This is a genomic window from Sorangium sp. So ce394 (assembly GCF_051474665.1).
GTDB lineage: Bacteria > Myxococcota_A > Polyangia > Polyangiales > Polyangiaceae > Sorangium > Sorangium cellulosum_D.
Genome location: NZ_CP150339.1, coordinates 10,786,006 through 10,809,067 on the forward strand (window position 1 = coordinate 10,786,006; position 23,062 = coordinate 10,809,067).

At 74.0% G+C, this 23,062-nt stretch carries 21 protein-coding genes; 9 read left to right on the forward strand and 12 right to left on the reverse strand.

The features are described from left to right. Window positions 1-8: 8 nt before the first annotated feature. Entirely contained in the window at window positions 9-425 is a 417-nt protein-coding gene (locus tag WMF33_RS39855; RefSeq protein WP_129579198.1) for a hypothetical protein, read from the reverse strand. 276 nt (window positions 426-701) lie between these two features. Here WMF33_RS39855 and WMF33_RS39860 point away from each other — a divergent pair, with 276 nt between their 5' ends. The 4 genes from WMF33_RS39860 to WMF33_RS39875 all read left to right on the forward strand — a co-directional run bounded on the left by WMF33_RS39860 (window position 702) and on the right by WMF33_RS39875 (window position 5,696). Beyond that, window positions 702-3,317: a TonB family protein gene (locus WMF33_RS39860; RefSeq protein ID WP_437333499.1), complete on the forward strand. Its 2,616-nt coding sequence runs from the start codon at window positions 702-704 to the stop codon at window positions 3,315-3,317. Continuing rightward, entirely contained in the window at window positions 3,314-4,126 is an 813-nt protein-coding gene (locus tag WMF33_RS39865; protein WP_437333500.1) for a hypothetical protein, read from the forward strand. The genes WMF33_RS39860 and WMF33_RS39865 overlap by 4 nt, the downstream gene beginning before the upstream one ends. After that, window positions 4,123-4,656 (forward strand): hypothetical protein, encoded by a 534-nt coding sequence (locus WMF33_RS39870; RefSeq protein WP_437333501.1) that lies wholly within the window; start codon window positions 4,123-4,125, stop codon window positions 4,654-4,656. The genes WMF33_RS39865 and WMF33_RS39870 overlap by 4 nt, the downstream gene beginning before the upstream one ends. Before the next feature lie 113 nt (window positions 4,657-4,769). Beyond that, entirely contained in the window at window positions 4,770-5,696 is a 927-nt protein-coding gene (locus tag WMF33_RS39875) for a hypothetical protein (protein ID WP_437333502.1), read from the forward strand. Window positions 5,697-5,822: 126 nt separating this feature from the next. Here the strand turns inward: WMF33_RS39875 and WMF33_RS39880 are convergent, their stop codons facing one another. The 9 genes from WMF33_RS39880 to glgC form a co-directional block, all read right to left on the reverse strand. Then, entirely contained in the window at window positions 5,823-6,329 is a 507-nt protein-coding gene (locus tag WMF33_RS39880) for a hypothetical protein (protein WP_437333503.1), read from the reverse strand. A gap of 135 nt (window positions 6,330-6,464) precedes the next feature. Continuing rightward, window positions 6,465-7,682, reverse strand: coding sequence for a hypothetical protein (locus WMF33_RS39885; protein WP_437333504.1), 1,218 nt, complete (start codon window positions 7,680-7,682; stop codon window positions 6,465-6,467). Further along, window positions 7,679-8,992, reverse strand: coding sequence for a FecR domain-containing protein (locus WMF33_RS39890; RefSeq protein WP_437333505.1), 1,314 nt, complete (start codon window positions 8,990-8,992; stop codon window positions 7,679-7,681). Before WMF33_RS39890 ends, WMF33_RS39885 begins: the two co-directional genes overlap by 4 nt. Then, the gene (locus tag WMF33_RS39895; RefSeq protein ID WP_437333506.1) at window positions 8,985-9,629 is read right to left on the reverse strand and encodes an RNA polymerase sigma factor; all 645 of its coding nucleotides are present in this window, start codon (window positions 9,627-9,629) and stop codon (window positions 8,985-8,987) included. Before WMF33_RS39895 ends, WMF33_RS39890 begins: the two co-directional genes overlap by 8 nt. Window positions 9,630-9,744: 115 nt before the next feature. After that, a complete protein-coding gene (locus WMF33_RS39900) occupies window positions 9,745-10,740 on the reverse strand; it encodes a hypothetical protein (protein ID WP_437333507.1) in 996 nt (331 codons plus the stop codon). Next, entirely contained in the window at window positions 10,740-11,498 is a 759-nt protein-coding gene (locus WMF33_RS39905; protein WP_020740143.1) for an RsmE family RNA methyltransferase, read from the reverse strand. Before WMF33_RS39905 ends, WMF33_RS39900 begins: the two co-directional genes overlap by 1 nt. After that, on the reverse strand, window positions 11,495-12,448 hold the full coding sequence (locus WMF33_RS39910) for a 50S ribosomal protein L11 methyltransferase (RefSeq protein WP_437333508.1): 954 nt from the start codon (window positions 12,446-12,448) through the stop codon (window positions 11,495-11,497). Before WMF33_RS39910 ends, WMF33_RS39905 begins: the two co-directional genes overlap by 4 nt. A 291-nt stretch (window positions 12,449-12,739) precedes the next feature. After that, window positions 12,740-13,435: a metallophosphoesterase gene (locus WMF33_RS39915; protein WP_437333509.1), complete on the reverse strand. Its 696-nt coding sequence runs from the start codon at window positions 13,433-13,435 to the stop codon at window positions 12,740-12,742. A 234-nt stretch (window positions 13,436-13,669) separates the two neighbouring features. Then, on the reverse strand, window positions 13,670-14,938 hold the full coding sequence (gene glgC / locus WMF33_RS39920) for a glucose-1-phosphate adenylyltransferase (RefSeq protein WP_061621780.1): 1,269 nt from the start codon (window positions 14,936-14,938) through the stop codon (window positions 13,670-13,672). Between the two features lie 539 nt (window positions 14,939-15,477). On the opposite strand from glgC, the gene WMF33_RS39925 reads away from it, so the two are divergent. Then, window positions 15,478-16,182, forward strand: a complete 705-nt coding sequence (locus WMF33_RS39925; protein ID WP_437333510.1) for a hypothetical protein — start codon at window positions 15,478-15,480, stop codon at window positions 16,180-16,182. 185 nt (window positions 16,183-16,367) lie between these two features. Here the strand turns inward: WMF33_RS39925 and WMF33_RS39930 are convergent, their stop codons facing one another. Continuing rightward, complete coding sequence (locus WMF33_RS39930; RefSeq protein WP_437333511.1) at window positions 16,368-16,754, reverse strand: hypothetical protein; 387 nt, start codon at window positions 16,752-16,754, stop codon at window positions 16,368-16,370. 105 nt (window positions 16,755-16,859) lie between these two features. After that, window positions 16,860-17,228, reverse strand: coding sequence for a hypothetical protein (locus tag WMF33_RS39935; protein WP_061629806.1), 369 nt, complete (start codon window positions 17,226-17,228; stop codon window positions 16,860-16,862). A 224-nt stretch (window positions 17,229-17,452) separates the two neighbouring features. On the opposite strand from WMF33_RS39935, the gene WMF33_RS39940 reads away from it, so the two are divergent. From WMF33_RS39940 to WMF33_RS39955, 4 genes are all read left to right on the forward strand, one after another. Beyond that, the gene (locus WMF33_RS39940; protein ID WP_437333512.1) at window positions 17,453-19,351 is read left to right on the forward strand and encodes a chloride channel protein; all 1,899 of its coding nucleotides are present in this window, start codon (window positions 17,453-17,455) and stop codon (window positions 19,349-19,351) included. A 464-nt stretch (window positions 19,352-19,815) separates the two neighbouring features. Then, window positions 19,816-20,283 (forward strand): response regulator, encoded by a 468-nt coding sequence (locus WMF33_RS39945; protein WP_437333513.1) that lies wholly within the window; start codon window positions 19,816-19,818, stop codon window positions 20,281-20,283. Window positions 20,284-20,339: 56 nt separating this feature from the next. Further along, window positions 20,340-22,028, forward strand: a complete 1,689-nt coding sequence (locus WMF33_RS39950; protein ID WP_437333514.1) for a circularly permuted type 2 ATP-grasp protein — start codon at window positions 20,340-20,342, stop codon at window positions 22,026-22,028. Next, window positions 22,025-23,059 (forward strand): alpha-E domain-containing protein, encoded by a 1,035-nt coding sequence (locus tag WMF33_RS39955; RefSeq protein WP_437333515.1) that lies wholly within the window; start codon window positions 22,025-22,027, stop codon window positions 23,057-23,059. Before WMF33_RS39950 ends, WMF33_RS39955 begins: the two co-directional genes overlap by 4 nt. Window positions 23,060-23,062 lie beyond the last annotated feature (3 nt).

A 23,062-nucleotide genomic window follows, 5' to 3' on the forward strand; every position in this document is an offset into this window, starting at 1 on the left:
GCCAGGGGCTAGAGCAGCGAGATGCGCTTCATCAGCGTGCCGCAAAGATCGCTCTGCGGGTTGCGCTCGCGCTCGATCGCGAGGCCGGCGCGGAAGATCTTGTCGGCGCTCTCGAGGTTGCCGAGCACCACGTGGCAGAGCCCGAGGAGCTCGTGATCGCCGGGATCGCCGTGGATCGAGACGAGCTCGGTCAACGCGGGCACCGCGGCGCGGTGGGCCTCGATCATCGCCTCGGTCGGCGTCGACGGGACGCCCTTGGCGAGGATCATGAGCCGCAGGACCTGCCGCTGGTCCTCGGGCCGGTGCTTGAGAAACTCCGGCTTCTGGAAGAGATCGCGGTAACCCCGGTAGGCAGCGTCGAGATTGCCCCCACGCGCGTGGGTGACGATGGACTTGACCGCCTGAACGAGCGCCTCATTCGCCATGACGAGACGATACACGGGCCGGCGCCCCGCGGGGAGGCCGCCGCTGCACCGCCGGCGCGCCGCGCGCGTCCGTCGCGCGTCCGTCGCCGTCGCTCGCACACGCGCGCCCTGCGCGATTCGTCCGCCGTTTCGCCGCCGTCGTGTCGCCGTCGTTCGCGGCCTCTTCCGTGCGCATCCGTCGCCGTCGCTCGCGCCCGCTCCGAGGCGCCGGGCGCAGCGGGGCGTCGCTTGCGGCGCCGCTGTGCGCCGTGGTAGTCGCCTGGGGCTCAAGTGCCCATGCGCGCGCCCCGCTGGCTCTTCGCCTGCTGCCTGTCGACCCACGCGCTCGCCGCGCTGGCCGCGCCGGCGGCGCTCGCGCAGCCCGAGCCGCCGCCCGACGCGGCCGTGGCGCCGCAGATCCTCGAGCACGTGGACCCGGTGTACCCGCCCGAGCGGCTCGCCGAGGGCGTCGACACGACGGTCACGCTGTTCGTCACGGTCGAGAAGGACGGCACTGTCAGCGACGCGGCCGTGGCCGAGTCCGGCGGCGCCGGCTTCGACGAGGCGGCCATGAGCGCCGTGCGGCGGTGGCGCTTCTCGCCGGCGATGCGCGGCGGCGCGCCGGTGCGGGCGCGGATCCGGGTGCCGTTCCATTTCGCGCCCGGCCCCCACGAGGCGCCGCCCGAGCCGGCGCCCGCGACGCCCGACGCTCCGGCGGCGCCCCCGCCGCCCGCGCCGCCGGCGCCGAAGCCGGTGGAGTTCGCCGGGGGCGTCGCGGGCCCGCACGCCGTGGCCGAGCCCGGCAAGCCGATCGAGATCCACGTGCAGGGCCGCCCGAACCCGCCGCGGCGCGCGACGAGCGACTTCCGGATCGGCCGCGCGGCGCTCACCGCCGCGCCGCACGCGAGCGCCGCCGACCTGCTCCGCACGGCGCCCGGCGTCCACGTCGCGCACCCCGAGGGCGAGGCGGTCGCGCAGCGCATCTTCCTCCGCGGCTTCGACGCCGAGCACGGCCAGGACATCGAGCTCCGGGTCGGGCCGATCCCGCTGAACCAGCGCTCGCACGTCCACGGGCAGGGGTACGCGGACCTCAACGTGGTCATCCCGGAGGTGGTGCGGTCGCTGCGCGTCGTCGAGGGCGTCTACGACCCGCAGCAGGGCGACTTCGCGGTCGCGGGCAGCGCGTACTTCGACCTCGGCGTCGAGGAGCGCGGGCTCCTGCTCAAGGGCACGCTCGGCTCGTTCGGCGCGCGGCGGCTGCTCGCGATCTGGGCGCCGGAGGCGCAGTCGGAGGACACGTTCGGGGCCGCGGCGGTGCGCGCCACGGACGGCTTCGGCGACGGCACGCGCGGGGCGCTCTCGGGCGCCGCCGTGGGCCAGTACCGGATGGTCCTGCCGGACGAGTTCTCGCTGCTGCTCCACGTGGCGGCCCACGGCAGCCGCGCGAACCTCGCGGGCGTGCTCCGGCGGGACGACATCGCGGCGGGGCGCGTCGGCTTCTACGACACGTACCGCGACCCGTCGGCTCGCTCGCAGTCGGCCGCGTCGACGCGGCTCCAGGTCGGGCTCCTCGCCGAGCGGGCGGACGACGACGGCTCGCAGAAGAGCGCCTGGCTCTGGGCGATGACGTCCGGGTACCGGAGCCGGATGAACTTCACCGGCTACACGCAGCGCTCGCGCGTGCGGCCCGCGTGGGCCGGCCGCGGCGATCTCATCGAGCAGTCGAACGAGGACGCCGCGCTCGGCGGGGGCCTCGCCTACCGCACGCCGCGGATCCCGCTCGCCTCGTGGCTCACCGGCCAGATCGCCGTCGGGGCCGAGGCGCAGACCGACGGCATCGACCAGGCGCAGAACCTCCTCCAGCCGCCGCAGAACGAGACGTGGGACCGGCGCGTCGACGCGTCGATCCGGTTGACCGGGATCGGCGTCCACGCCGACGCGCTGCTCGAGCTGTCGCGGTGGGCGCGCCTGCGCGGCGGCGCGCGCGCGGACGTGCTCGTCTTCGACGTGGACGACCGCCTCGGCAACTTCATCCCGGCGTTCCAGAAGGAGACGCACATCGAGGGGTTCCGGCGCACGGCGGCGGGCGTCGCGCTCGGCCCGCGGGCCACGCTGGAGGTCGACCCGCTGCCCAAGCTGCGGCTCTCCGCCGCGTACGGCCACGGCTACCGCTCCCCGCAGGCGCGGCAGCTCGAGGAGGGCGAGAACGCGCCGTTCGCGACCGTGAGGAGCTACGAGGTCGGCGCGACCCTGCGCCCCGTCAGCGGCCTGAGCGCGACCGCGGCCGCCTACGAGACGCGCCTCTCCTACGATCTCGCGTTCGACGCGGCGGAGGGCGGCCTCGCGCGCATCGGCCCGACGACCCGCCGCGGGCTCGTCGTCTACCTGCAGGCGGCGCCGAGCCCGGCGCTGACCGCGGGCGTGAGCGCGACCTTCGCCCACGCCACGCTGGACGCGCCGCCGCCGCCGACGCCCGAGAACCCGACGCCGCCGTACGTCGAGGGGCAGCAGCTGCCGTTCGTGCCGCCCGTGGTGGTGCGCGCCGACCTCTCGGTGAAGCGGCCGCTCGTCACGATCGCCGGCCGGCCGATCGTGGGGCGGCTCGGCTACGGCGCGACGTACCTCTCGCCGCGGCCGCTGCCGTACGCGCAGGCCGCCGCGCCGCTCCTCGTGATGGACGCGTCGCTCTCGCTCCGCCGTAGCCTGCGCGCGGGCGGCGACCCGGCGCAGGAGGGCCCCTGGATCGAGGTCGGCCTGGAGGCGCAGAACCTCCTCGACGCCGAGCACGCGGACACGGAGTACTCGTTCGTCTCGAACTGGCAGACCACGCCGCTGCCGTCGGCGCTGCCGGCGCGCCACATCAGCGCGGGGCCGCCGCTCACCCTCCTCGGCAACGTGACGCTCTCGCTATGAACGCCCGCAACGACCGCCTGGCCGCCCGCTGCATGCTCGCCCTCGCGCTCTCCGCGGCGCCGGCGCTCGGCTGCGCGGGCACCGGCCAGCCGGAGGTCTCGTATCTCGCGGTCGCCGAGCCCGCGCCGCCCGGCGAGATCGCCGCGGGCGCCTGGACGGTGGTGCTCGACGAGGCGTCGGTCGCGTTCGGACCGGTGCAGTTCTGCGCGGCCGAGTCGGGCTCGGCGACGCTCTGCGGCACCGCCATCGCCGAGCTGCTCTCGATCGTGCGCGTCGACCTGCTCGATCCCGGGCCGCAGCGGCTCGGTCGGGTCCGCGGCTTCGAGGGGGAGATCCGGAGCGCGTCGTTCGACTATGGGATCCACTGGTTCCTGACCGAGGCCGCGCCGGTGCGGTCGCCCGAGGCGCCCGGCGGCCACTCGGCGCACCTGCGCGGGCGCGCGACGCGGGGCGCGGACGTGCTCGAGTTCGTGGCCGACGTCGACGCGGTGCCGCAGTTCCAGGGGCAGCGCGCGGTCCCGAGCGTCGCGGCCGCGGCGACGGTCGGCGCCGAGGCGGTGCGCCTCGCGGTCCGCTTCGACGTGGGCGCGTGGGTCGCCCGGGTCGACTTCGACGCGCTGGCCGAGGAGGCTGCCGGTAACGGCGCCGGCGGCGAGGGCGCTGGCGGCGAGGGCGCTGGCGGCGAGGGCGCCGGCGACGGCGGAACGCTCCGGGCGGTGATCGCGCCGGGATCGCGCGCGCACAACGCGCTGGTGATCGCCATGACGGCGCAGAGCCCGCCCGAGCTCGTCTGGTCGAGGTCGCCGTGAGGCATCGCCGCGGCGCCGGCGCGAGGGCGCGCGCGCCGCGGCCGCGGCGGCCGCTCCCGCGACGGGCGCGCCCTCGCGCGGGCTCCAGCGCGCGCGGCCTGGTGCTGCTCGCGCTGCTCGCGCAGCTCTGCAGCCTGACGCACGCGCTCTTCGTCCGGCACGCCCGCTGCGAGCACGGCGAGCTGGTCCACGTGGGCGCGCTGGTCCACACCGGCCACGCCGTGGGCGCCGCCCGCGCTTCCGGCGCCGCCCGCGCCGCGCCGCGCGCCGAGACCGCAGCGCCGCAGCAGGCAGAAGGGCCGGCGCCCGGCCCCGGCGATGAGGCCGCCGAGCAAGGCGCGCTGCGCCACCTCGACGACGATCACTGCGACGCGTTCGCGCTGCGCGGCCAGCTCGGCGCGCCGGTTCACCGGGTGGCGGAGGCCACCCTGCTGGAGGTGCTCTGCCTCGACGCGCTCCGGCCCTCGCCGGAGGTCCGCCCGATCCCCCTGCTGATCCTGGCGCCGAAGAGCTCTCCGCCCGCGGCCTGATCGGCGAGGCGACAGGGTGATGCGAGCGCGGCGCGCGAGAGCGCGGGATTGCGCTCGCCGGGCGCGCTCGTGCGCGCTCGTCCGGATTTCCAACGATTCGAGGAGCTTTGATCATGCAGAGAACGGGACAGGCAAGCATCGTGGCCGCGGCGGCCGCGCTCACGCTGATCGCGGGTTGCGGCGACGACGGCGCGGGGTCCGGGACCGGCACCGTACAGATCTTCGTGGAGCCGGAGGACACCATCCCCGAGGGCCTCGAGCCCGGCACGGGGGAGGAGAACATCGCGGACGGCTGGAAGGTCACCTACGATCGATTCCTCGTGACCATCGGCAACGTGCGCGCGGCGCGCTCGGACGCGCAGGAGACGCTGAGCGATCCCTCGGTGTTCGTGCTCGACCTCAAGAACGCTCCGGCCACGCGGTACGTGATCGCGGAGTTCGAGGGCGTGAGCGCCGTGCGCTGGGACCGCTTCGGGTTCGACCTCCCGAACGCGCGGGAGGGCGCGAAGACGCTCGCGCCCACCACCGAGGCCGACGTCGCTTTCATGGTCGAGAACGGCTACTCGGTGTTCTTCGAGGGCTCCATCGAGAAGGAGGACGGCGAGTCGTGCCCGCCTTCCGGGGAGTGCGTCCCCGCGAAGGAGGTGCGCTTCAGCTGGGGTCTCTCGGCCGGCACGTCGTTCGACGACTGCGCGACCGAGGACGAGCTGCCCGGGTTCAGCGTTCCGACGGGCGGGACGATCGCGGTGAAGCCGACCATCCACGGAGATCACTGGTTCTTCGACAACATCACCGCGGGCGTGGAGCTCACGAAGCGCTACGCGCAGTACATCGCCGACTGCGACCTCGACGGCGACGGCGAGACGACGATCGAGGAGCTCAAGGAGGTGAAGGTCGCCGACGTCTTCGGCCAGGAGTACAACCTCGCCGGCGCCCTCGGGGAGATCGAGACCGCGTACGATTACGTGGTCGCGCAAGCGCGCACGCTCGGCGACTTCCAGGGTGATGGCGAGTGCCCGAGGCGCGCGCTGCTCCCGTGATCGGCTGACGGTGCCCCGGCCGCGCCGGTCACGACCGGCGCGGCGCGCCTGGGCCTCGTGTCAGCGGGTCATCGAAGGAACGCCAAGAAAGTGGCCGTCGCAGGGGGCCTCGCCACGGCAGCCGTTCTATTCGCTCAAGCAGTAAACATCGCTGTCGCAGTTCGGCACGGGCGACCAGCCGCCGACGCCGCCGAACCCGCCCGCCCCGCCGCCGAACCCACCGACGCCACCGACACCGTCGAACCCGCCCGCCCCGCCGCCGAACCCGCCGACGCCTCCGAACCCGCCCGCCCCGCCGCCGAACCCGCCGAACCCGCCGACGGCGCCCACGCCGTCGAACCCGCCGACGCCTCCGAACCCGCCAACCGCGCCGACGCTGTCGAACCCGCCAACCGCACCGACGCCGAACCCCCCCACCCCGCCGCCGACGCCGCCGAACCCGCCGACGCCGACGCCGACGCTCACCACGCTGGATCCAACGGCGCCGCTTGCGCCGGGTGAGCATGAATCGTCGCTCGATGAGCTGCTGTCGACGCAGGGCCCTGTCCCCGCACCGCCGGTGACATTGACGACATCGATCACCTTGACGTCGCACGCGGACGTGATGAACAGCGCGGCCGCGGCGAGCCGCATGAGGAAATCAAATGCAGAGTTGCGCATGGTCCGATCCCCGTCGTGGAGGTTGCTTGAGGCGTCCATCGGTAAGTGGAAGTGACGCCGCCGCCGTGGCTCACGAAAATCGAGTCTCGTGAGAGGAGACTCGATGCCTCAATAACTCAGCTTGAGCCCGACGCAGGAGAGCAGCGCGGGGCGGCCGGTGCGCCCCACCTCCGTGCCTGCGACCGCCAGGACCGGCTCCGTCGCGAGCAGGACGACGTCGAGCTGCGCCAGCGCGGTGAGCTCGGGCGTGATGCGGACCCCGAGGCCGCCGCCCAGTGCGACCCCCGCCGTGACGAAGTCCTCGTGCCTCCCCTCCGCCGGGAGGCTCGCCTGGCCATCGATCGAGGCGTGATAAGCCCCCACCCCGAGCGCGATCACGGGATAGAGCCGCGCCGCGTCCGCGTCGAAGGCGTAGGCGAGCCCCAACGTCGCCAGCGTCTGCCGCAGCGTCACGCTGCCCTCCGGCGCGTCGAGGCGATGTTCGAGGATCCCTGGGACGAAGGTCGCTCGCAGCGAGAGGCGCGCCGCCAAGGCGTGCTCGACCCGGAGATACACCGAGGAGACGCCCCCGAGCTCGCCGATGAGGTGCGCGGAGCCTGCTTCGAGGCTGTCCCGGCGTCGCTCGGCCCCGCGGGGCGCCACGTTGGCCTCGTGAGGAGCGCGCCGCTCGGGCAAGGCAGAGCCGCCCCCGGCCGGCTCGTTCGCCGACCCGGCGGCCTCCCGCGCCGTCCGGGCATCCGCCTGCGCCGCCCCGGCGGTCTCCTTCGCCATCCCGGCGGTCTCGGTCCCCGTCGCCGGCCCGGCGGCCTCCTTCGCCGGCTCGGCGATCGCGCGCTCGGCCGGCGGCGACGCCTGCGCGATCCACCGCGCGATCTCGGGCGGCAGCTCCCGCCTGCGCGCGCCGATCACCTCGACCAGGCTCGCGCGAAGCAGCTCGGCCGAACGCACGGCGAGATCGCTCACGGCGTTGGTCACTTCCGGGTCGCCGAGCTCCACGCGCCGGACGACGGTCTTCTTCATCACGTGGTCGGCGACCCAGATGTCGGCCGCCGCGCCGCGATCGGACTCGAGGATCGCGATGGCCGCGAGCGTCCCCGCCGCCGCCTCGACCTGCGCGCGCCCGTCGGTGCCCGACGTGCCCTCGGCGGAGCGGACCGAGAAGCCCACCGCCCGCAGCTCACCGGTCAGGCGGACGGTGGCCTCCTCGACGACCTTTCCGGCGCGCGGCGGGCGCACCACGACCAGATGGAAGCCCTCCTCGGCGCTCGCCTCGCAGGGCATGAGGAGCGCCGCGCACAGGGCGAACGCGAGCCCCCACACCCTCATGGAGAGCCGAGGATCTCCGCCGCGGCGCCCGCGAACGCCCCGTGCGGGTGCCGCGCGAGGTATTCCTCGGCGACCGGCCGGGCCGCGTCTTTGCCACGAGAGGTGCGCGTCACGAGCATCTTCCGCCCGAGCGCCTCGGCCGCGAGCGGTCCACCGGGCGACTCGGACAGGTACCGCTCATACCAGGAGATCGCCTCCGCGGGCGAGCTCGCCTCGACCATGCGGCCGAGGAGGAACGCGGCCGAGCGCGCCTCGGGCGAGCCGGCGAAGCGCGAGCGCTCGGCGAGCAGCGCGCGCCGGGCCAGGTCGTTCCGCCCCGTGTAGCGCGCGGCGTCGGCCAGCGCGGCGATCTCGGGCAGCGGGCTCGCGTCGATGGTCGCGTCGATGCCCCGGGCCTCCGCGTCCGCGATGGCCCCGGCGAAATCGCCCCGGGCCACGCGCTCGCGGTAGCTCTGCGGGACCGTCGCGGCCGCCGCCGGCGCATCGACCCTCGCCGGCGCGTCGACCCTCGCCGGCGCATCGACCCTCGCCGGCGCAGCGGGCTCCGGCGCCTCGGCCACGGCGGGCGCATCGACCCTGGCCGCCGCGTCGGGCTCGGCTGGAGCGTCGGCCGGAGCGCCGTCCTCGGGCGCAGACGCATCGATGTCGGCCCTCGGACCTACGATCGTGAGCTCGCGGCGGCCGGTGTCGGCGACCAGGCGCTGGCCGCCGTGGAGCGTGACGCCGCCCCACACGAGCGGACCGCGGACCGCGACCGAGCCGCTCTCCATCGTCAGCTCGAGCCGCTCGTGCTGCCAGCGCAGCTCGAACTCCGTGCCCGTCACGGTGACGGTGAACGGCCCTGCCTCCGCGACCCACTCGGCCTCCGGCAGGTGCACGACCTGGAAGTGCGCGGCGCCGCTCTCGAGGTGGATCTGCGCGCCGCGCTCCGTCACGGCGGCGATGCGCCCGCGCGCCCCCGGGGCGAAGCGGATCGTCGTCCCCTCGCTGAAGCGCGCCGTCGCCCCGCTCGCCTCCGCCAGCACATAGCTGTCCGCGGGCGCGGCGTCGTCGATCCGGTAGCTGAGGCGCGCCGCCGGGCGGAGCCAGACGAGCCCGAGGATCGCGAGCAGCGGCGCGAGCGCGGCGGGGATGAGCCAGCCCCGCCGCGGCGCGAGCGGCAGCACGGGCCGCTCGACCTCCTCGATGAGCCGCGCGCGCCCGCGCGCGAGCGCGGCGTCCGTCCGCGCGACCGCCCCTGCCTCCCGCGCCAGCGCCGTGAGCCGCTGAAGGGCGACCTCCGGCGGAACCTCGGGCTTCGGCTCAGCCATCGCTCGCCTCCTCCGCGGGCGCGACGTAGGCGGCGAGGAGCGGATCTCGCTCGGCCATCGCGTGGACGCGCGCGGTCACCTTGGCCAGGTGGCGCTTGGCCGTGGCCAGCGACATCCCGCTCGCCTGCGCGGTCTCGGCGAGCTCCAGCCCCTCGATGTGGCGCAGCACGAAGAGCAGCCGCGCCCGGTCGTCCAGCGTGTCGAGCATCGCGTAGAGCCGCGCGACCGCCTCGCGCGCGCCCTCGTCGACGCCCGCGGCGGGCTCGTCGGGCAGCACGCCGCTGTCGGTGAGCGAGAGCCAGCGCCGGAACCGCCGGCGCCGCAGCGCCGACCGCGCCACGCGCACGGCGATGCCGAGGAGGAACGGGCGCAAGGCCGCGGGATCGCGCAGGTTCTTCACCTCGCGAAAGAACTGCAGGAACGTCTCCTGGGCGTGGTCCTCGACGTCCCCGCCCGGGCCGAGCACGCGGCGGAGCAGGCCGTGCACCAGCGCCCCGTAGCGGTCCCACACGGCGCCCGCGGCGCCCGGCTGCCCCTCGGCGGCCGCGCGGGCGAGGCCGGCGTCATCCAGGTCGGCCAGGGGGCTCGCGCGGACGAGCGTGAGCCGGGGGGCGAGGGCTGGGCTGGACAGGAGCACGGGAGCTGAAATAGGTGGTCGCAGGGCGGCCCGGGTGGCTCACAAAAGCGACGAGGGGCGATCGCCCGCCGCTGCCGCGCGGGGGGCGCGAACCATCTCCCTCACGCTCCGGCGCCTACCGCGCGTCGTGCTCGCGCCAGAAGGCGAACGCCTCGTCCAGGTAGACCTCCTTGGCGCCGTGCCCGACCGGGTGCTCGGCGACCCGCACGGGCCAGCCCGCGCCGCGCAGGACGTCGGCGAGGGCGCGGGCCGAGCGGCCCACCGAATCGTGAGCGCCGAAGCCGATGTAGAACGGCCTTGGCGCGCGCGTCGCGAGCTCGGCCGTCGCCTGGCCGCCGCCGCCGGACATCGCGCCGAAGCCGTCGGCGTCGATGCCGCCGCGCAGCGCGAGCGCCGCGGCGAAGAACGCGCCCGACGACGAGCCGGCGACGTACACCCGCGAGAACGCGACGCCGGCGACCTCCTCGAGCTTGCGCCGCTTCTCCGCGAACGTCGCCACGAACGCGGCGGCGTGCTTCTCGTACGCCGGCCCGCCCGTCGGCCAGCCCCACCAGCGCGCGTACCCCTTCGGCGCGAGGCCGACCTTGCCGCGCGGCATCAAGGCCGCGACGCCCGCGCGCCGGGCGGCGCGCGACACGACCGTCTCGAAGTTGGTCTTCTGCTGGCTCTCCTTCCCCGGCGGGACGATCCCGTGGAGGTAGATGAGCAGCGCGCGCGTCGGCGCGTCGGGCAGCACGTAGCAGGTCTCCTCGTCGAGCGCGTCGACGCCGTCGATGCACCAGTCCGTCTCGACCCGCGGCGGTCGCGCTCGAGGCCACGGCGCCTGCTCGGGCGGCGCGCTCGCGGGCGCGGCGGCCGTCGGGATCGCCGGCGCGGCGGCCGTCACGCGCGGCGGCGGCGCCGGGCCTCGCTCCGCGGAGGCGAGCGCGACGCCGTCCTGCGCCGGCGCGCGCCCGCTCCTCGGCGCGTCCGCCGCGCCGTTGCACGCGCTGGGGACGACCGCGAGCGCGATGGCGAGCCGCGCGCTCCACCGCGCGGCGGCGCCAGGACATGTCCCCATGACGCGCAGGCCGACGCCGGCCAGCGCGCCGCTCGCGGAGCGCCGGCCCATCACCCCCCGCGCGCGTCGCTCACCGCGATCAGCGCCCCGAGCGCCGCCGCGCACACCGTCTCGGTGCGCAGCGTCAGCGCGCCGAGGCGCACGCGCTCGAACCCGAGCGCCGCGCACACGCCGAGCTCCTCCGGCGTGAACCCGCCCTCCGGACCGACCGCGAACGCCGCCTCCACCCCCGGCGAGAGCGCGCCGAGCCGCGCGCCGAGCGGCGTCTCCGCGTAGGGATCGAGCACCATCCCCAGCGCGCCGCCCTCGCCGGGCCGCGCCGCCCCCGCCGCCTCGAGCGCCGCCGCGAGGCTCATCGGCGCGTCGACGCGCGGCGCGTCCCCGCGGCCGCACTGGCGCGCCGCCTCGACCGCGATCCGGCGCCACCTTTGGCTCTTGTCCTCGCCCGGGCGCGCCACGCTGCGCGCCGAGATCGCCGGGATGATCCGCGTCGCCCCGAGCTCGGTCGCGTCGCGCACCACCGCGTCCATCTTGTCGCCCTTGCCGACCGCCTGGATCCACGTCACCCGCCGGCCCGGCCGCAGCGCCGCCGGCCGGGGCGCGTCGATGCGCGCCTCCGCGCTCTTCCGGCCGATCGACTCGAGCGTGGCGTCCGCCTCGACCCCGAGCTCCGGATCGAACACGACGAACCGATCCCCCTCGCGCAGGCGGTGCACCCGCACGACGTAGCTCGCCGCCTCCGGCGGCAGCGCGATCACGCCCGCCGCGATCGACCCGAGCGGCACCCGGAGCAGCCCCTGGCCGCTCATCCCGCCGCGGGCGCCGCGCCGCCCGGCGCGCGGAACAGGAGCGCCACCCAGCCCTCGCCGCCCGCGTCGCCCCGCCCCGCCGCGCGCTCGCCCCGCCCCGACGCGGGATCCGGCCGGGTCGCGACGTGCGCGAGCGGGCGCGGCAGCGACGTGTACCGCGCCACGAGATCGTCCCGCTCGCTCTCGAGGATGCCCGACAGGATCAGCCAGCCGCCCGGCGCGAGCACGCGCGCGAGCTCGGGCGCCAGCGGCCGGAGCACCCGCGCCTCGATGTTCGCGACCACCCACGGGAACTGCCGCGTCACCTGCTCGACCACGCCGGCGCTCGCCTCGACGCGCCCCTCGAGGCCGTTGCGCGCCGCGTTCTCGAGGACCACCTCGATCACGTCGTCGTCGTTGTCGATCGCGACCGCCCGCTCCGCTCCGAGCAGCAGCGCGACGAGCGCGAGGATCCCGCTGCCCGTGCCCACGTCGAGGATCTCGCGGCCGCGGAGCTCGGCCGCGTGCTCGTCGAGCAGCTCCGCCACGAGCGCGGTCGTCGCGTGCAGGCCCGTGCCGAACGCCCTCCCCGGCTCGAGCAGCAGCACCCGCTCGCCCTCGCGCTCCGGCGCGCGCTCTACCCACGGCGGCACCACCGTGATCGTGGGCGTCAGCGCGAACGGCGCGAAGTGCTCCTTCCACGCGTCGCGCCAGGCGTCGCCCACCACCTCCTCCAGCCGCGCGGCGAGCGGCGGCGAGAGCTCCCCGAGCGCCGCGATCGCCGCCTCCGCCTCGCCGTGATCCTCGAAGCTCGCGACGAGCGTCACCTGGCCCGAGCGCGCGCCGCGCACGAGCGTCTGCTCGTCGCGCTGCTCCACGCCCGAGGCGCCCAGCTCGAAGAGCGCGGCGGCGATCTCGTCGGCCTCCGGCTCGGGGACATCGACTGCAACGAACGGGTATCGAGGCTCCACCTGGCTTGCTCCGTGACGGGCCGCCCGCCTGAAGAGCGGCGGCGGCGCGCCGGGAGCCTAACGAAAATCGCCCACCTCCGCCCCGCCGATCGCACGAAACTTCTGGAGCACGCGGAGCATTTCCGCGCCGCGCGCGCCGCACCCCACGCATCCAGCCCGCGCATCCAGAGCGGCGGTCTCCCGCACAGGAGACGGGCCCAGATCGGCGTCTTCGGCGCGGAAGCGCACTCCCGTGCGCTGAGCACCGAAGACGCCGAGGTGGGCCCGTATCCGCAGCGGGAGACCGTCGCTCTACCGCCCGACGTAGCGGCGGCGCGCCGGGACCGAGACGAGCACCTCGCCGCGCAACGCGGGAGGCGGCACGCGCTCGCCGTCGTGGAGCACCATCGCGGTGAGGCGCCCCCCGTAGACGGCGCCGGTGTCGATCCCGGTCGCCCACGCGTGCATCTGCGGCTCGCTGCGCGCGTTGTGGCCGAACACCACGTGCGGCGGGCCCTGGTAGGTCTGGCCCCACAGCGTCTTGCCCCCGCGGCGCTCGACCGGCTCGCCGTAGCGGCCGAGGCAGCGCACGTACATCAACGTGTGCGGATCCTGCCGCTCGATCGGCAGCCCGGGGATCAGCCCCGCGTGGACGACGCGCAGCCCGTGCTCCGGCAGATCCAGCCAGTACGGCAGCGTCTCGAGCCACGCCCAGTCGCGCTTGCGCAGCTGCTGCGCGGTCTCCTTCGAGAGCTCCCCCAGCGGCTCGCCGCGCGGATCGCTGCGCCCGGCGCGCCAGCGGAGCAGCCGATCCTCGTGGTTGCCCCGCACCGAGATCGCGCCGAGCTCCCGGAGCAGATCGAGCGTTCCGCACGGATCCGGGCCGCGCACGATCAGATCGCCGACCATGACCACCCGATCGCCCGACGCGAAGCCGACGTGCTCGATCAGCCGCGCCAGCTCATCCCGGCAGCCGTGGACGTCACCGATGATGATCGTGCGCGGCATCGCACACCCAACGTAGCAGGGACGCCCGGCTCAGGGGGCCTCCAGGCCCCGGCCCCCCGAGCTCGGCGGCCCCGCCCGGCGGCAGCGCCCGCCGCCGCCGGGGGTCACGATCGGTATTTTTCCTTGAATTTCAGGAAGTTACGACGGCATCGCCGGCCTCCGCCGCCGCGGCCGAGCGAGCGGGCTGGCCGGCGGCCGGCGCCCGCCGCGGGCGCGGCGGGCCGGTCAGGAGCGTTACGGGGAGTCGATCTTCGCGCGCTTCGGGATGACGACGATCCCGCCCTCGCTGACGAACCACTTCTTGCGGTCCTCCTCGAGGTTGAAGCCGATCTCGGCGCCGGCGGGGATCTCGACGTCCTTGTCGATGATGCAGCGGCGCAGCTTCACGTGGCGCCCGATCTTGACGTCCTCGAACAGCACGCACTCCTCGATGTGGCTGAAGGAGTTCACGCGGACCCGGTTCGAGAGCACGCTCCGGTGGATCCGGCCGCCGGAGATGATGCACCCGAGCGAGACGAGGCTGTCCGTCGCGATGCCGACGCGCGCGTTCGCCTCGTCGCGGAAGACGAACTTGGCGGGCGGATCGTGGCTGATGCCCGTCCGGATCGGCCAGCGCGGGTTGTAAAAGTTGAACGCCGGCTGGATGCTCACGAGATCCATCTGGGCCGCCCAGTAGGCGTCGATCGTCCCGATGTCGCGCCAGTACCCCGCGCCCTCGTCCTCGCCGGGGACGCGGTTCTCGTGGAAATCGTAGACATAGACGCGGCTGCCGCTCTTCACCATCCGCGGGATGATGTCGCGGCCGAAGTCGTGCGCGCTGTCCTCGGTCGCGGCGTCCTGCTCGAGGACGTCGAGCAGCGCCGGGGTCTTGAAGATGTAGTTGCCCATCGACGCGAGGCACATGCCCGGCCTGCCGGGCATGCTCGGCGGATCCTGCACCTTCTCGTGGAAGGCGATGATCCGCCCCGCCTCGTCGCACTCGATGACGCCGAAGGCGCGGGCCTCTTCCTTGGACACCGGGATGGCGGCCACGGTCACGTCGGCGCCGCGCGCGAGGTGATCGTGCAGCATCTGGCGCACGTCCATCTTGTAGACGTGGTCGCCGCCGAAGATGCAGAGGTGCTCGGGCGACTCGTCGGTGATGACGTGCTGGGTCTGGTAGACAGCGTCGGCCGATCCCTTGAACCAGCTCTTGCCCGTGCGCTGCTGCGCCGGGACGGTCTCGATGAAGCTGTCGAGCATCGGCGACAGGCGCCAAGCTCGGGCGATGTGCTCGTCTAGCGACGCGCTCTTGTACTGCGTGAGGATCTTGATTCGGTGCAGGCCGGAGTTGACGAAGTTCGAGAGGACGATGTCGATGATCCGGTAGCGGCCGCCGAACGGCACGGCCGGCTTCGCCCGGTCGTGCGTCAGGGGGCCGAGCCGGCGGCCTTCGCCGCCAGCGAGGATCATCACCAAAACCTTCGACGCTTCGAAAGCGGCGCGCAGGGTCGTCTCGCGCATGGGACGGAGAGGGTACTCGATCGATGTTGCCAGCGCGAAGAGCGGAAACGCGCCCTCCGCGGTTTCACGGACACCCGGGGACCGGGAGAACGCCGCGAAGCCCCGCGTAACGAGCGCCCCGACGTGCGTAACGAGCGAGCCAGCGGGCTGCCCACGCCGCGCGCGGCGGCCCTCCCGCGCGCGGGCAGCCCGCACCGCGCGCGGCGGCCCTCCCGCGCGCGTCGGCCCTCCCGCGCGCGTCGGCCCTCCCGCGCGCGGGCAGCCCGCACCGCGCGCTCCCGCTGCGGCCCGCGAGCGGCCGCTCCGGCGGGGGAGCGTCGACGTCCGCCGCGGCGCGCCGCCGCGTCGCCGCCCGATGAAGAGAGGGGGACGTTTCCGTTTCTCTTTACGATCCGCTCGCGGCCGTGTTAGCCGTTTCCGCCGCCGCGCGCGCACGCGAGAGGCGCCTGATCCGCACGCGGCGCACCGCCGTCCGGAGGCTACTCCAGCGCTGGATCTTTCCTGCCGGATGCCCCCGTCACGTTGACCTTGGAGATGCCATGAACGCCCGATTCGGTCGAACCCTCGCCGCCGCTATCCTCCTCGTCGCGGGCACTTCAGGGTGCGGAACGGACGAGCAGCCCTACCAAGCCAAGCCCGCGTTCAGCGGCCAGAAGCCGAGCCTGCCCGCGGTGCCGACGCTCCCCGCGAAGAACAAGAAGCAGGGCGACGCCTACACGGTGTGGGGCGTCACGCACGACCTCCGGAGCCGCGTCCACTTCGAGGACGTGAACGGCAAGAAGCTCTCGATCGTCGGCTACATCGTCAAGACGAACCTCGCGGAGGCCCCGGCCTGCGCCGTCCACAAGACGGGCAAGGCCGACCCGCCGGACTGTAAGGCGCCGGTCCCGAGCTTCGCGATCGCCGACGAGAAGGGCGAGACGAAGGACGTGATCGAGGTGATGGGCTGGGCCTCGAACTTCGCGCAGATCTACAGCCTGATCGAGGCGATCGACCGGGCGCCGCGCGGCAAGGAGAACGAGGCGAAGCTCACCGACGAGTTCTGGGGCCAGGATCTGCCGAACCCGATCCCGGCCGTCGGCGCGAAGGTGAAGGTCACCGGCACCTACGGCGTGACGTTCACGAAGTCGACCGGCGGCGCCGCGGCCAACCCGAAGTACGGCATCATGTCGGCCGAGCAGATCGAGTACCTCGAGCCGCCGACCGAGAAGGGCACCCTCCCCGGCATGAAGCGCAGGCCCTGACGGCCGCGCCGCGCGGCGGCGGATCGCGCGAGGGCCTCTGGACCGGCAAGGGCGCCACGAGGGGATAGAGAGAAGAGCGATCTCCTCTGTCTCTCCTCGATTGGCGCCCTCTCCGTTTCGGCGTCTTTCTCCCTCGTCGAACCCGGAGCGACCGGCCGGCGCCGCGGCCTGCCTCAGGTGAGGCCTCAGGTGAGGATCGACCGGATCCCGCTGCCCGGCTCGCTCGCCGCGGACTCGAAGATGGCGTCGACGAGGAGCCGCCGCATCGAATCGTCGTGCGCCTCCCGGGAATCGATGCGCACCAGCGAGGCCGGCGCCTGGCGGATGACCGCATCGAACGACGCCGGCTCGAACCGGTACAGATCCTCCGTCACGATGACCGCATAGGGCTGCGAGGCCGCGATCGTCGGCCGGAGCGAGCGCAGATCGCACTCGCGCACCGCGACCCCGAGCCGCGACCCCACCTCCCGGCACACCGCGACGAACTCGGCAGGACAGCCGGCCACGATCACGAGCGGAATGGGCGGAGCGCTCGGGACCACGGCCTTGCGCGGCTTCGTACCGTCCTCCATAGGCGCCTCAACGTAGGCCATGTCTTGACTATGCCGGCAAGGGAATTGTTTCATCGGGCACCACGGCGCGCGGCGCGTGGTCGACGGCGCGCGGCGCCTCGACGCTCAGCGCGCGCCGACGCCTTGCTGCACGTGCCACCCCCGGCCCTCCTCCGCGCCGATGAAGCGGATCCGCCCGGACCGCTCCATGTCATCGACCAGCTCCTCCGCCTCGAGCTGCGAGATGTCGATCCGGTCGCAGAGCACGTCGCGGAACTGCGTCTTGCCCTGCACGTAGTCCGCGTCGATCAGCGGCCCCAGCGCGCCCGTCAGGATCTCGGCCGCCAGGTCCAGCGCCACCACGGGCGTGACCACCGTCTCGGCCGTCGTGCGGACGCTCTCGTCCGTCGTCTGGACCGCCGCGTCGCCCATCGCGACGCTCTCGTCTCCGGTGATGAGGGTGCCGTACTCGACGGTGATCCGATCGGTCGTCATGACTCCACCTCGTCCGCGCCCGGAACGGTCCCGAGACCGCGCCCGCACGGCCTTCCTTCCACGCTATGGAGCGGTGGAGCGCCGACCGGAAGCCGACGGCAGGGCGCCCACGCCGGAGAAGTCGCTCCCGGCGGCGATTTCAGGCGGCAACCCGCGGCCAGATCAGGGAAGCTTCCGCCCCTGCCAGGCCCAGCGGCGGGGGGGCGCTGGCCCCCGAGATCATGATGTCATCCCCCGAGGACCACGCTTCACGCCCGAGCCGCATCGGGGCGGCGGTGCGCACGCCGATCCCCAGGGCGCAGGGGCTCATCGCGTTCCAGCTCGTCGGTCGGGTGCTGCTCCACGCGATCCTCGTCGGCGTGGCGGCCGGCATCGCCGGCTCGCTGTTCTTCGCCGCCCTCGAGCTCGCCGAGCACGAGCTCCTCGTCGCGCCCACCGGCTACAGGCCGCTCCGCGCGAAGGGCGAGGCGGTGCTCACCGGCGTGCACACCGGGCCGTTCCGGCCGTGGCTCGTCTGCCTCGTGCCGGCCCTCGGCGCCCTCGTCGGCGGGCTGCTCACGGCCAGGCTCGCGCCCGAGACCCGCGGCGGCGGCAGCGACGCGTTCATCAACGCGTTCCACCGGCTGGGCGGCAACATGCGCCGCCGCGTCCCGCTGGTGAAGGCGCTCGCGTCGATCTTCACGCTCGGCTCGGGCGGCTCCGGCGGGCGCGAGGGGCCGACCATGCAGATCGGCGGCGCGATCGGCTCGATCATCGGGCGCGCCCTCCGGGTGGGCGCGCGCGAGCGGCGGATCCTGCTCATCGCGGGCGCGGCCGCGGGCATGTCGGCCGTGTTCCGGACGCCGCTCGGGGCCGCGCTCCTCGCCGTCGAGGTGCTGCACCGCGACGACTTCGAGGCCGACGCGCTCGTGCCGTCCATCCTCGCCAGCGTCGTCTCGTACTCGGTCTTCATCTACTTCTTCGGCGAGTCGACCCTCTTCGCGCACGCGCCCCGCTACCCGTTCATCCCGGCCCACCTCCCGATCTACGCCGCGCTCGCGCTCGTGGTCTCGCTCGTGGCCACGGTGTTCCTCCGGACGCTGCACACCGTGGAGCACACGATGCACCAGATCCGGCTGCCGATCTGGGCGAAGCCCGCGCTCGGCGGCCTCGCGCTCGGCGCGCTCGTGACCCCGCTGCTGATGCTCCTCGGGCCGCGCTTCGACCGGCCGGGGCAAGGGTTCGGCCTGCTGGGCGCGGGGTACGGGGCGGCCCAGGTCGCGATCACCGGGGCCTCGTGGATGCCCAGCGGGTGGACGGGGGTGCAGCTGCTGCTCGTGCTGCTCGCGACGAAGATCGTCGCGACCTCGCTCACCGTGGGCTCGGGCGGCAGCGCCGGCGACTTCGGCCCGTCGCTCGTGCTCGGCGCGCTCACCGGCGGGGCGTTCGGGCGCGCGGCGGAGCTCCTCCTCGGCGACCCGCGCATCGACCCCGGCGCGTTCGCGCTCGTCGGGATGGGCACGTTCTACGGCGGCATCGCGCACGTGCCGATCGCCTCGCTCGTCATGGTCTGCGAGCTCGCCGGCAGCTACGACCTGCTCGTGCCGCTCATGCTGTGCGAGGGCATCGCCTTCGTGGCGCTGCGGCACAGCACCCTGTACCGCGCGCAGGTCGCGACGAAGCGCGAGTCTCCGGCGCACCGCGACGAGCTCATCGTCGACGTGCTCCGCAGCATCCGCGTCGCCGACATCGTCATCCGCAGCCGCCCGTTCGTGTCGTTCGAGGCGCGGACGCCCGCGTCGGTCGTCGTCGAGCGCATCGCGGCGTGCGAGTGGCAGGACACCTTCCCGGTGCTCTCCGAGGAGGGCAAGGTCATCGGGACCATCGACGCCGAGATCCTCCGCGCCACCGCGATGAGCCCCGAGCTGTCGGGGCTCGCGATCGCGCACGACATGATGGCGAGCCCCGCCTCGGTCAGCGAGACCGCGGACCTGCACCGCGCGCTCCAGGTGCTGCTGGAGCTCCGCGTGCGCGAGCTCCTGGTCACCGACGGCGACGGCAAGATCGTCGGCATCCTGGACGAGTCCGACGTCACGCGCGCCTACCACGACGCCACGGCGCAGCTCGAAGGTACGGCGCAGTAGGAGCCGCGCGCGTCGACGGCCCGGCGCGCGTCGTGGGCGTCATCCGCGCGCGTCATGGGCGTCATCCGCGCGCGTCACGGGCGTCATCCGCGCGCGTCACGGGCGTCATCCGCGCGTCATGGGCGTCATCCGCGCGCGTCACGGGCGTCATCCGCGCGCGTCGCGAATACCGGCCGAACGCGTCGGCCGGGGCGCGCTCCCCCGGGAAAAGGCAAGTTTTCGGCGCCCGCGGGCCTCGCCGCGAACGCCCGGGCTTCACGCGCGCGGGCGGGCGGATGTCCTGGTCGCGCCGCGCCGGCGATCGCGGTCTCGGGCGCAATGCCCACGCGCAGGTCCGCCGCCCGTTTCGGGAGTCTCCTGAGCTTTCAATCTTGGATTCCACGCAGCGACGGAACCAGGGGCGTGGGGGATACTCTGGTTCATCCCTGGAATTCGATCCGGAGAGCGCGCAGGGGAGAGTGGGCATGCTGGTCGATACGCTCGGAGGTCGGACGGTGCGGCGCAACGCAGAGGTACGAACACGCTCGAGCGCGCCGAACAGCCGCGCCAAGCTCGTGGTTGTCGTCGACGATGAGCCCAGCATCCAGGAGGTCGTGAGCATGATCCTGGAGAGCGAGGGCGGCTACGAGGTGCGCTGCGCCTCGAACGGGGAGGAGGCGCTGGCGCTGCTCGACCAGATCGCGCCGCCGGACCTGCTCGTCGTCGACATCATGATGCCGGTGATGGACGGCTGGGGCCTGCTCACGGCGCTCCGGCACAACGAGAAGACGGCGCGTATACCAGTCATTGTTTCATCCGCGTCTTCAAAACATGACGCGACGAGCCTCGGTGTCGCTCGCGTGCTCCCCAAGCCGATCGACTACGACGCCTTCCTGGCCGCGGTCGACGAGCTCACGCACTGCCGGGAGCGCCAGATCCTCGACGCCGAGTAGCCTCCGCCGCTCACCAGCGCGCGCTCCATCCAATCGAGCGCCAATCGAAACCGCAAATGGCCCATGGACCTCGGGGGCCCTCCGGCGGTAGCTTCGCTCCAGTGTTGTTAGAGACCCCGGGTGCCGGCCTCTTCGCCGGCTACGCTCCCCTCCCCGGCGCCTACGACGAGCTGTTTGGCCCAGACGGCGCCCCACGACCCGAGTTCCTGCGCACTGCCACGCTCCTCGGCGCGTTCGCGCCGAGCGAGTTCGCGCGCGCGCAGCAGCTCGCGGAGCTCGCCCTGCTCAACCAGGGCGTCACCTTCTCGGTCTACGCGGACCAGCGCGGCGCGGAGAAGATCTTCCCGCTCTGCCTCATCCCCCGGATGCTCTCCGCGGCCGACTGGGCCCACATGGAGCGCGGCCTCGAGCAGCGGGTCCGCGCGCTCGGCCTGTTCCTCGACGACGTCTACGGGGACCAGCGCATCCTGAAGGACGAGCGCGTCCCCCGGGACCTCGTGCTCGGCTCGGGGCAGTACCTGAAGCAGGTCCACGGCCTGCGGCCCCCGGGCGGGGTGCGCATCCACATCGCGGGCGTCGACATCATCCGCGATCCGGCCGGGACCTTCCGCGTCCTCGAGGACAACCTCCGCACCCCGTCCGGCGTGTCCTACGTCCTGGAGAACCGGCTCATCAGCAAGCGCGTGCTGCCGCACCTGCTCGACAAGGGGCGCGTCCAGCGGGTCGACCATTACCCGGCCCGGCTCGCCGAGACGCTGCGCTCGGTGTCGCCCGTGAGCCCGAGCGGCACGAGCGCGGTCGTGCTCACGCCGGGGCCGTACAACTCGGCGTATTTCGAGCACAGCTTCCTCGCGCGCACCATGGGGCTCGAGCTCGTCCAGGCGCCCGACCTCTTCGTCGATCAGGACCAGGTCTTCGTCCGGACGACGCGCGGCCCGCGCCGCGTCCACGTCATCTACCGCCGCATCGACGAGGCGTTCCTCGACCCCGAGGCCTTCCGCCCCGACAGCCTGCTCGGCGTGCGCGGCCTGATGCGCGCCTACGCCGCCGGCAACGTCGCGCTCGCGAACGCGCCCGGCAACGGCGTGGCCGACGACAAGGCCGTGTACCCCTTCGTGCCCGAGATGATCCGCTACTACCTCGGCGAGGCGCCGATCCTCGAGCAGGTCCCCACCTACCTGTGCATGCGCGACGACGATCGCCGCTACGTGCTCGAGCACCTCCACGAGCTGGTCGTCAAGGCGGTCGACGAGGCCGGCGGCTACGGCATGCTCATGGGCCCGCAGTCGACCGCCGCGCAGCGCGAGGAGTTCCGCGCGCGCATCGAGGCGACGCCGCGCCGCTACATCGCGCAGCACCGGGTCGAGCTGTCGACGAGCCCCACCTGGGACCCGGCCGCCAGGGTCGCGGTCCCGCGCCGGCTCGACCTCCGCCCGTACGTGCTGACGGGCCGCGACGGCCCGTGGGTGCTCCCCGGCGGGCTCACGCGCGTCGCCCTCGTGGCCGGCTCGTACGTCGTCAACTCCAGCCAGGGCGGGGGCTCGAAGGACACCTGGGTCCTGAAGGGCCCGGGGGACGGCGCGGAGCGGCCCCCGTCGGTCGGCGCTGTGGGCCCCGCGCCCGAGGCCGCGAGCAACGGCGCGTCCGGCGCGCCGCCGCCGTCCTCCCGGCCCCCGTCCTCCCGACCCCCACCGTCCCGGCCCCCACCCTCACCGCCCCCGTCCGACCCCACGGAGGCCCCGTGATCTCCCGCGTCGCCGATCACTGTTTCTGGTTCGGCCGCTACCTCGAGCGGACCGAGAGCGTGGCCCGGATCCTCGCCGTCACGCAGAACCTCGCGCTCGACGCCGAGCTCTCGCCGCAGCAGTGCTGGCTGCCGGTCATCATCGTGGCCGGGCAGAAGGCGCACTTCGCCGAGGTGCACGGCGAGGACGCCGCGGCCGACGGCGAGCTCGTGCAGCGCTACATGAGCCTCGACGAGGACAACCCGACGAGCCTCCGCATCTCGAGCTCCGCGGCGCGCTACAACGCGCGGTCGATCCGCGAGGTCGTCAGCCTCGAGGCGTGGGAGACCGTCAACGAGCTCCACCTCTGGATGAACAGCGACCAGGCGCTGGAGGAGTTCAGGTCGAGCCGCTACGCCTTCTACCGGCGCGTGCGGCAGCTCACCCAGCTCTGCCTCGGGCTCACCCAGAGCACGATGCTCCACGACACGCCGCTCGACTTCATCTGGCTCGGCGTGCTGATCGAGCGCGTCGGGCAGACCGCGCGCACGCTCGACGTCCACCACCACGCCCTGACCGCCGTGGAGCAGCCGACGTCCGCCAGAAGCGGCGCGGGGCAGGGCGGCGCGCCCCGGCGCCACCGGGTGGTGGAGACGGCGCTCTGGCTCTCGCTCCTCCGCGCCTGCTCCGGGTTCGAGCCGTTCATGAAGCTGCACCAGGGTCAGGTGAACCCGCAGGCGGTCGCACAGTTCCTCCTCTTCGAGCCCCGCTTCCCGCGCTCGATCCGGCACTGCGTGCACGCGGCGTTCGCCCGGCTCTGCGAGATCCGGCCGCCGGAGAGCGCGACGCTGCCCGGGGGCGAGAGCCTCACGCGGCTGCACCTCCTGCACCAGTGGGTCGCCGACAGGGCGGGCGAGCCGTTCGATCCGCTCGCGGTCCACGCGGCGCTCACCCATGTGGTCGACGAGACAGCCACGATCTGCGACGGTATCGGTCGCGAGCTGCTCGGTTACGGGCCGCCCGACAGCAGCCCCTCCGGAACGAGCCAGTAGCCA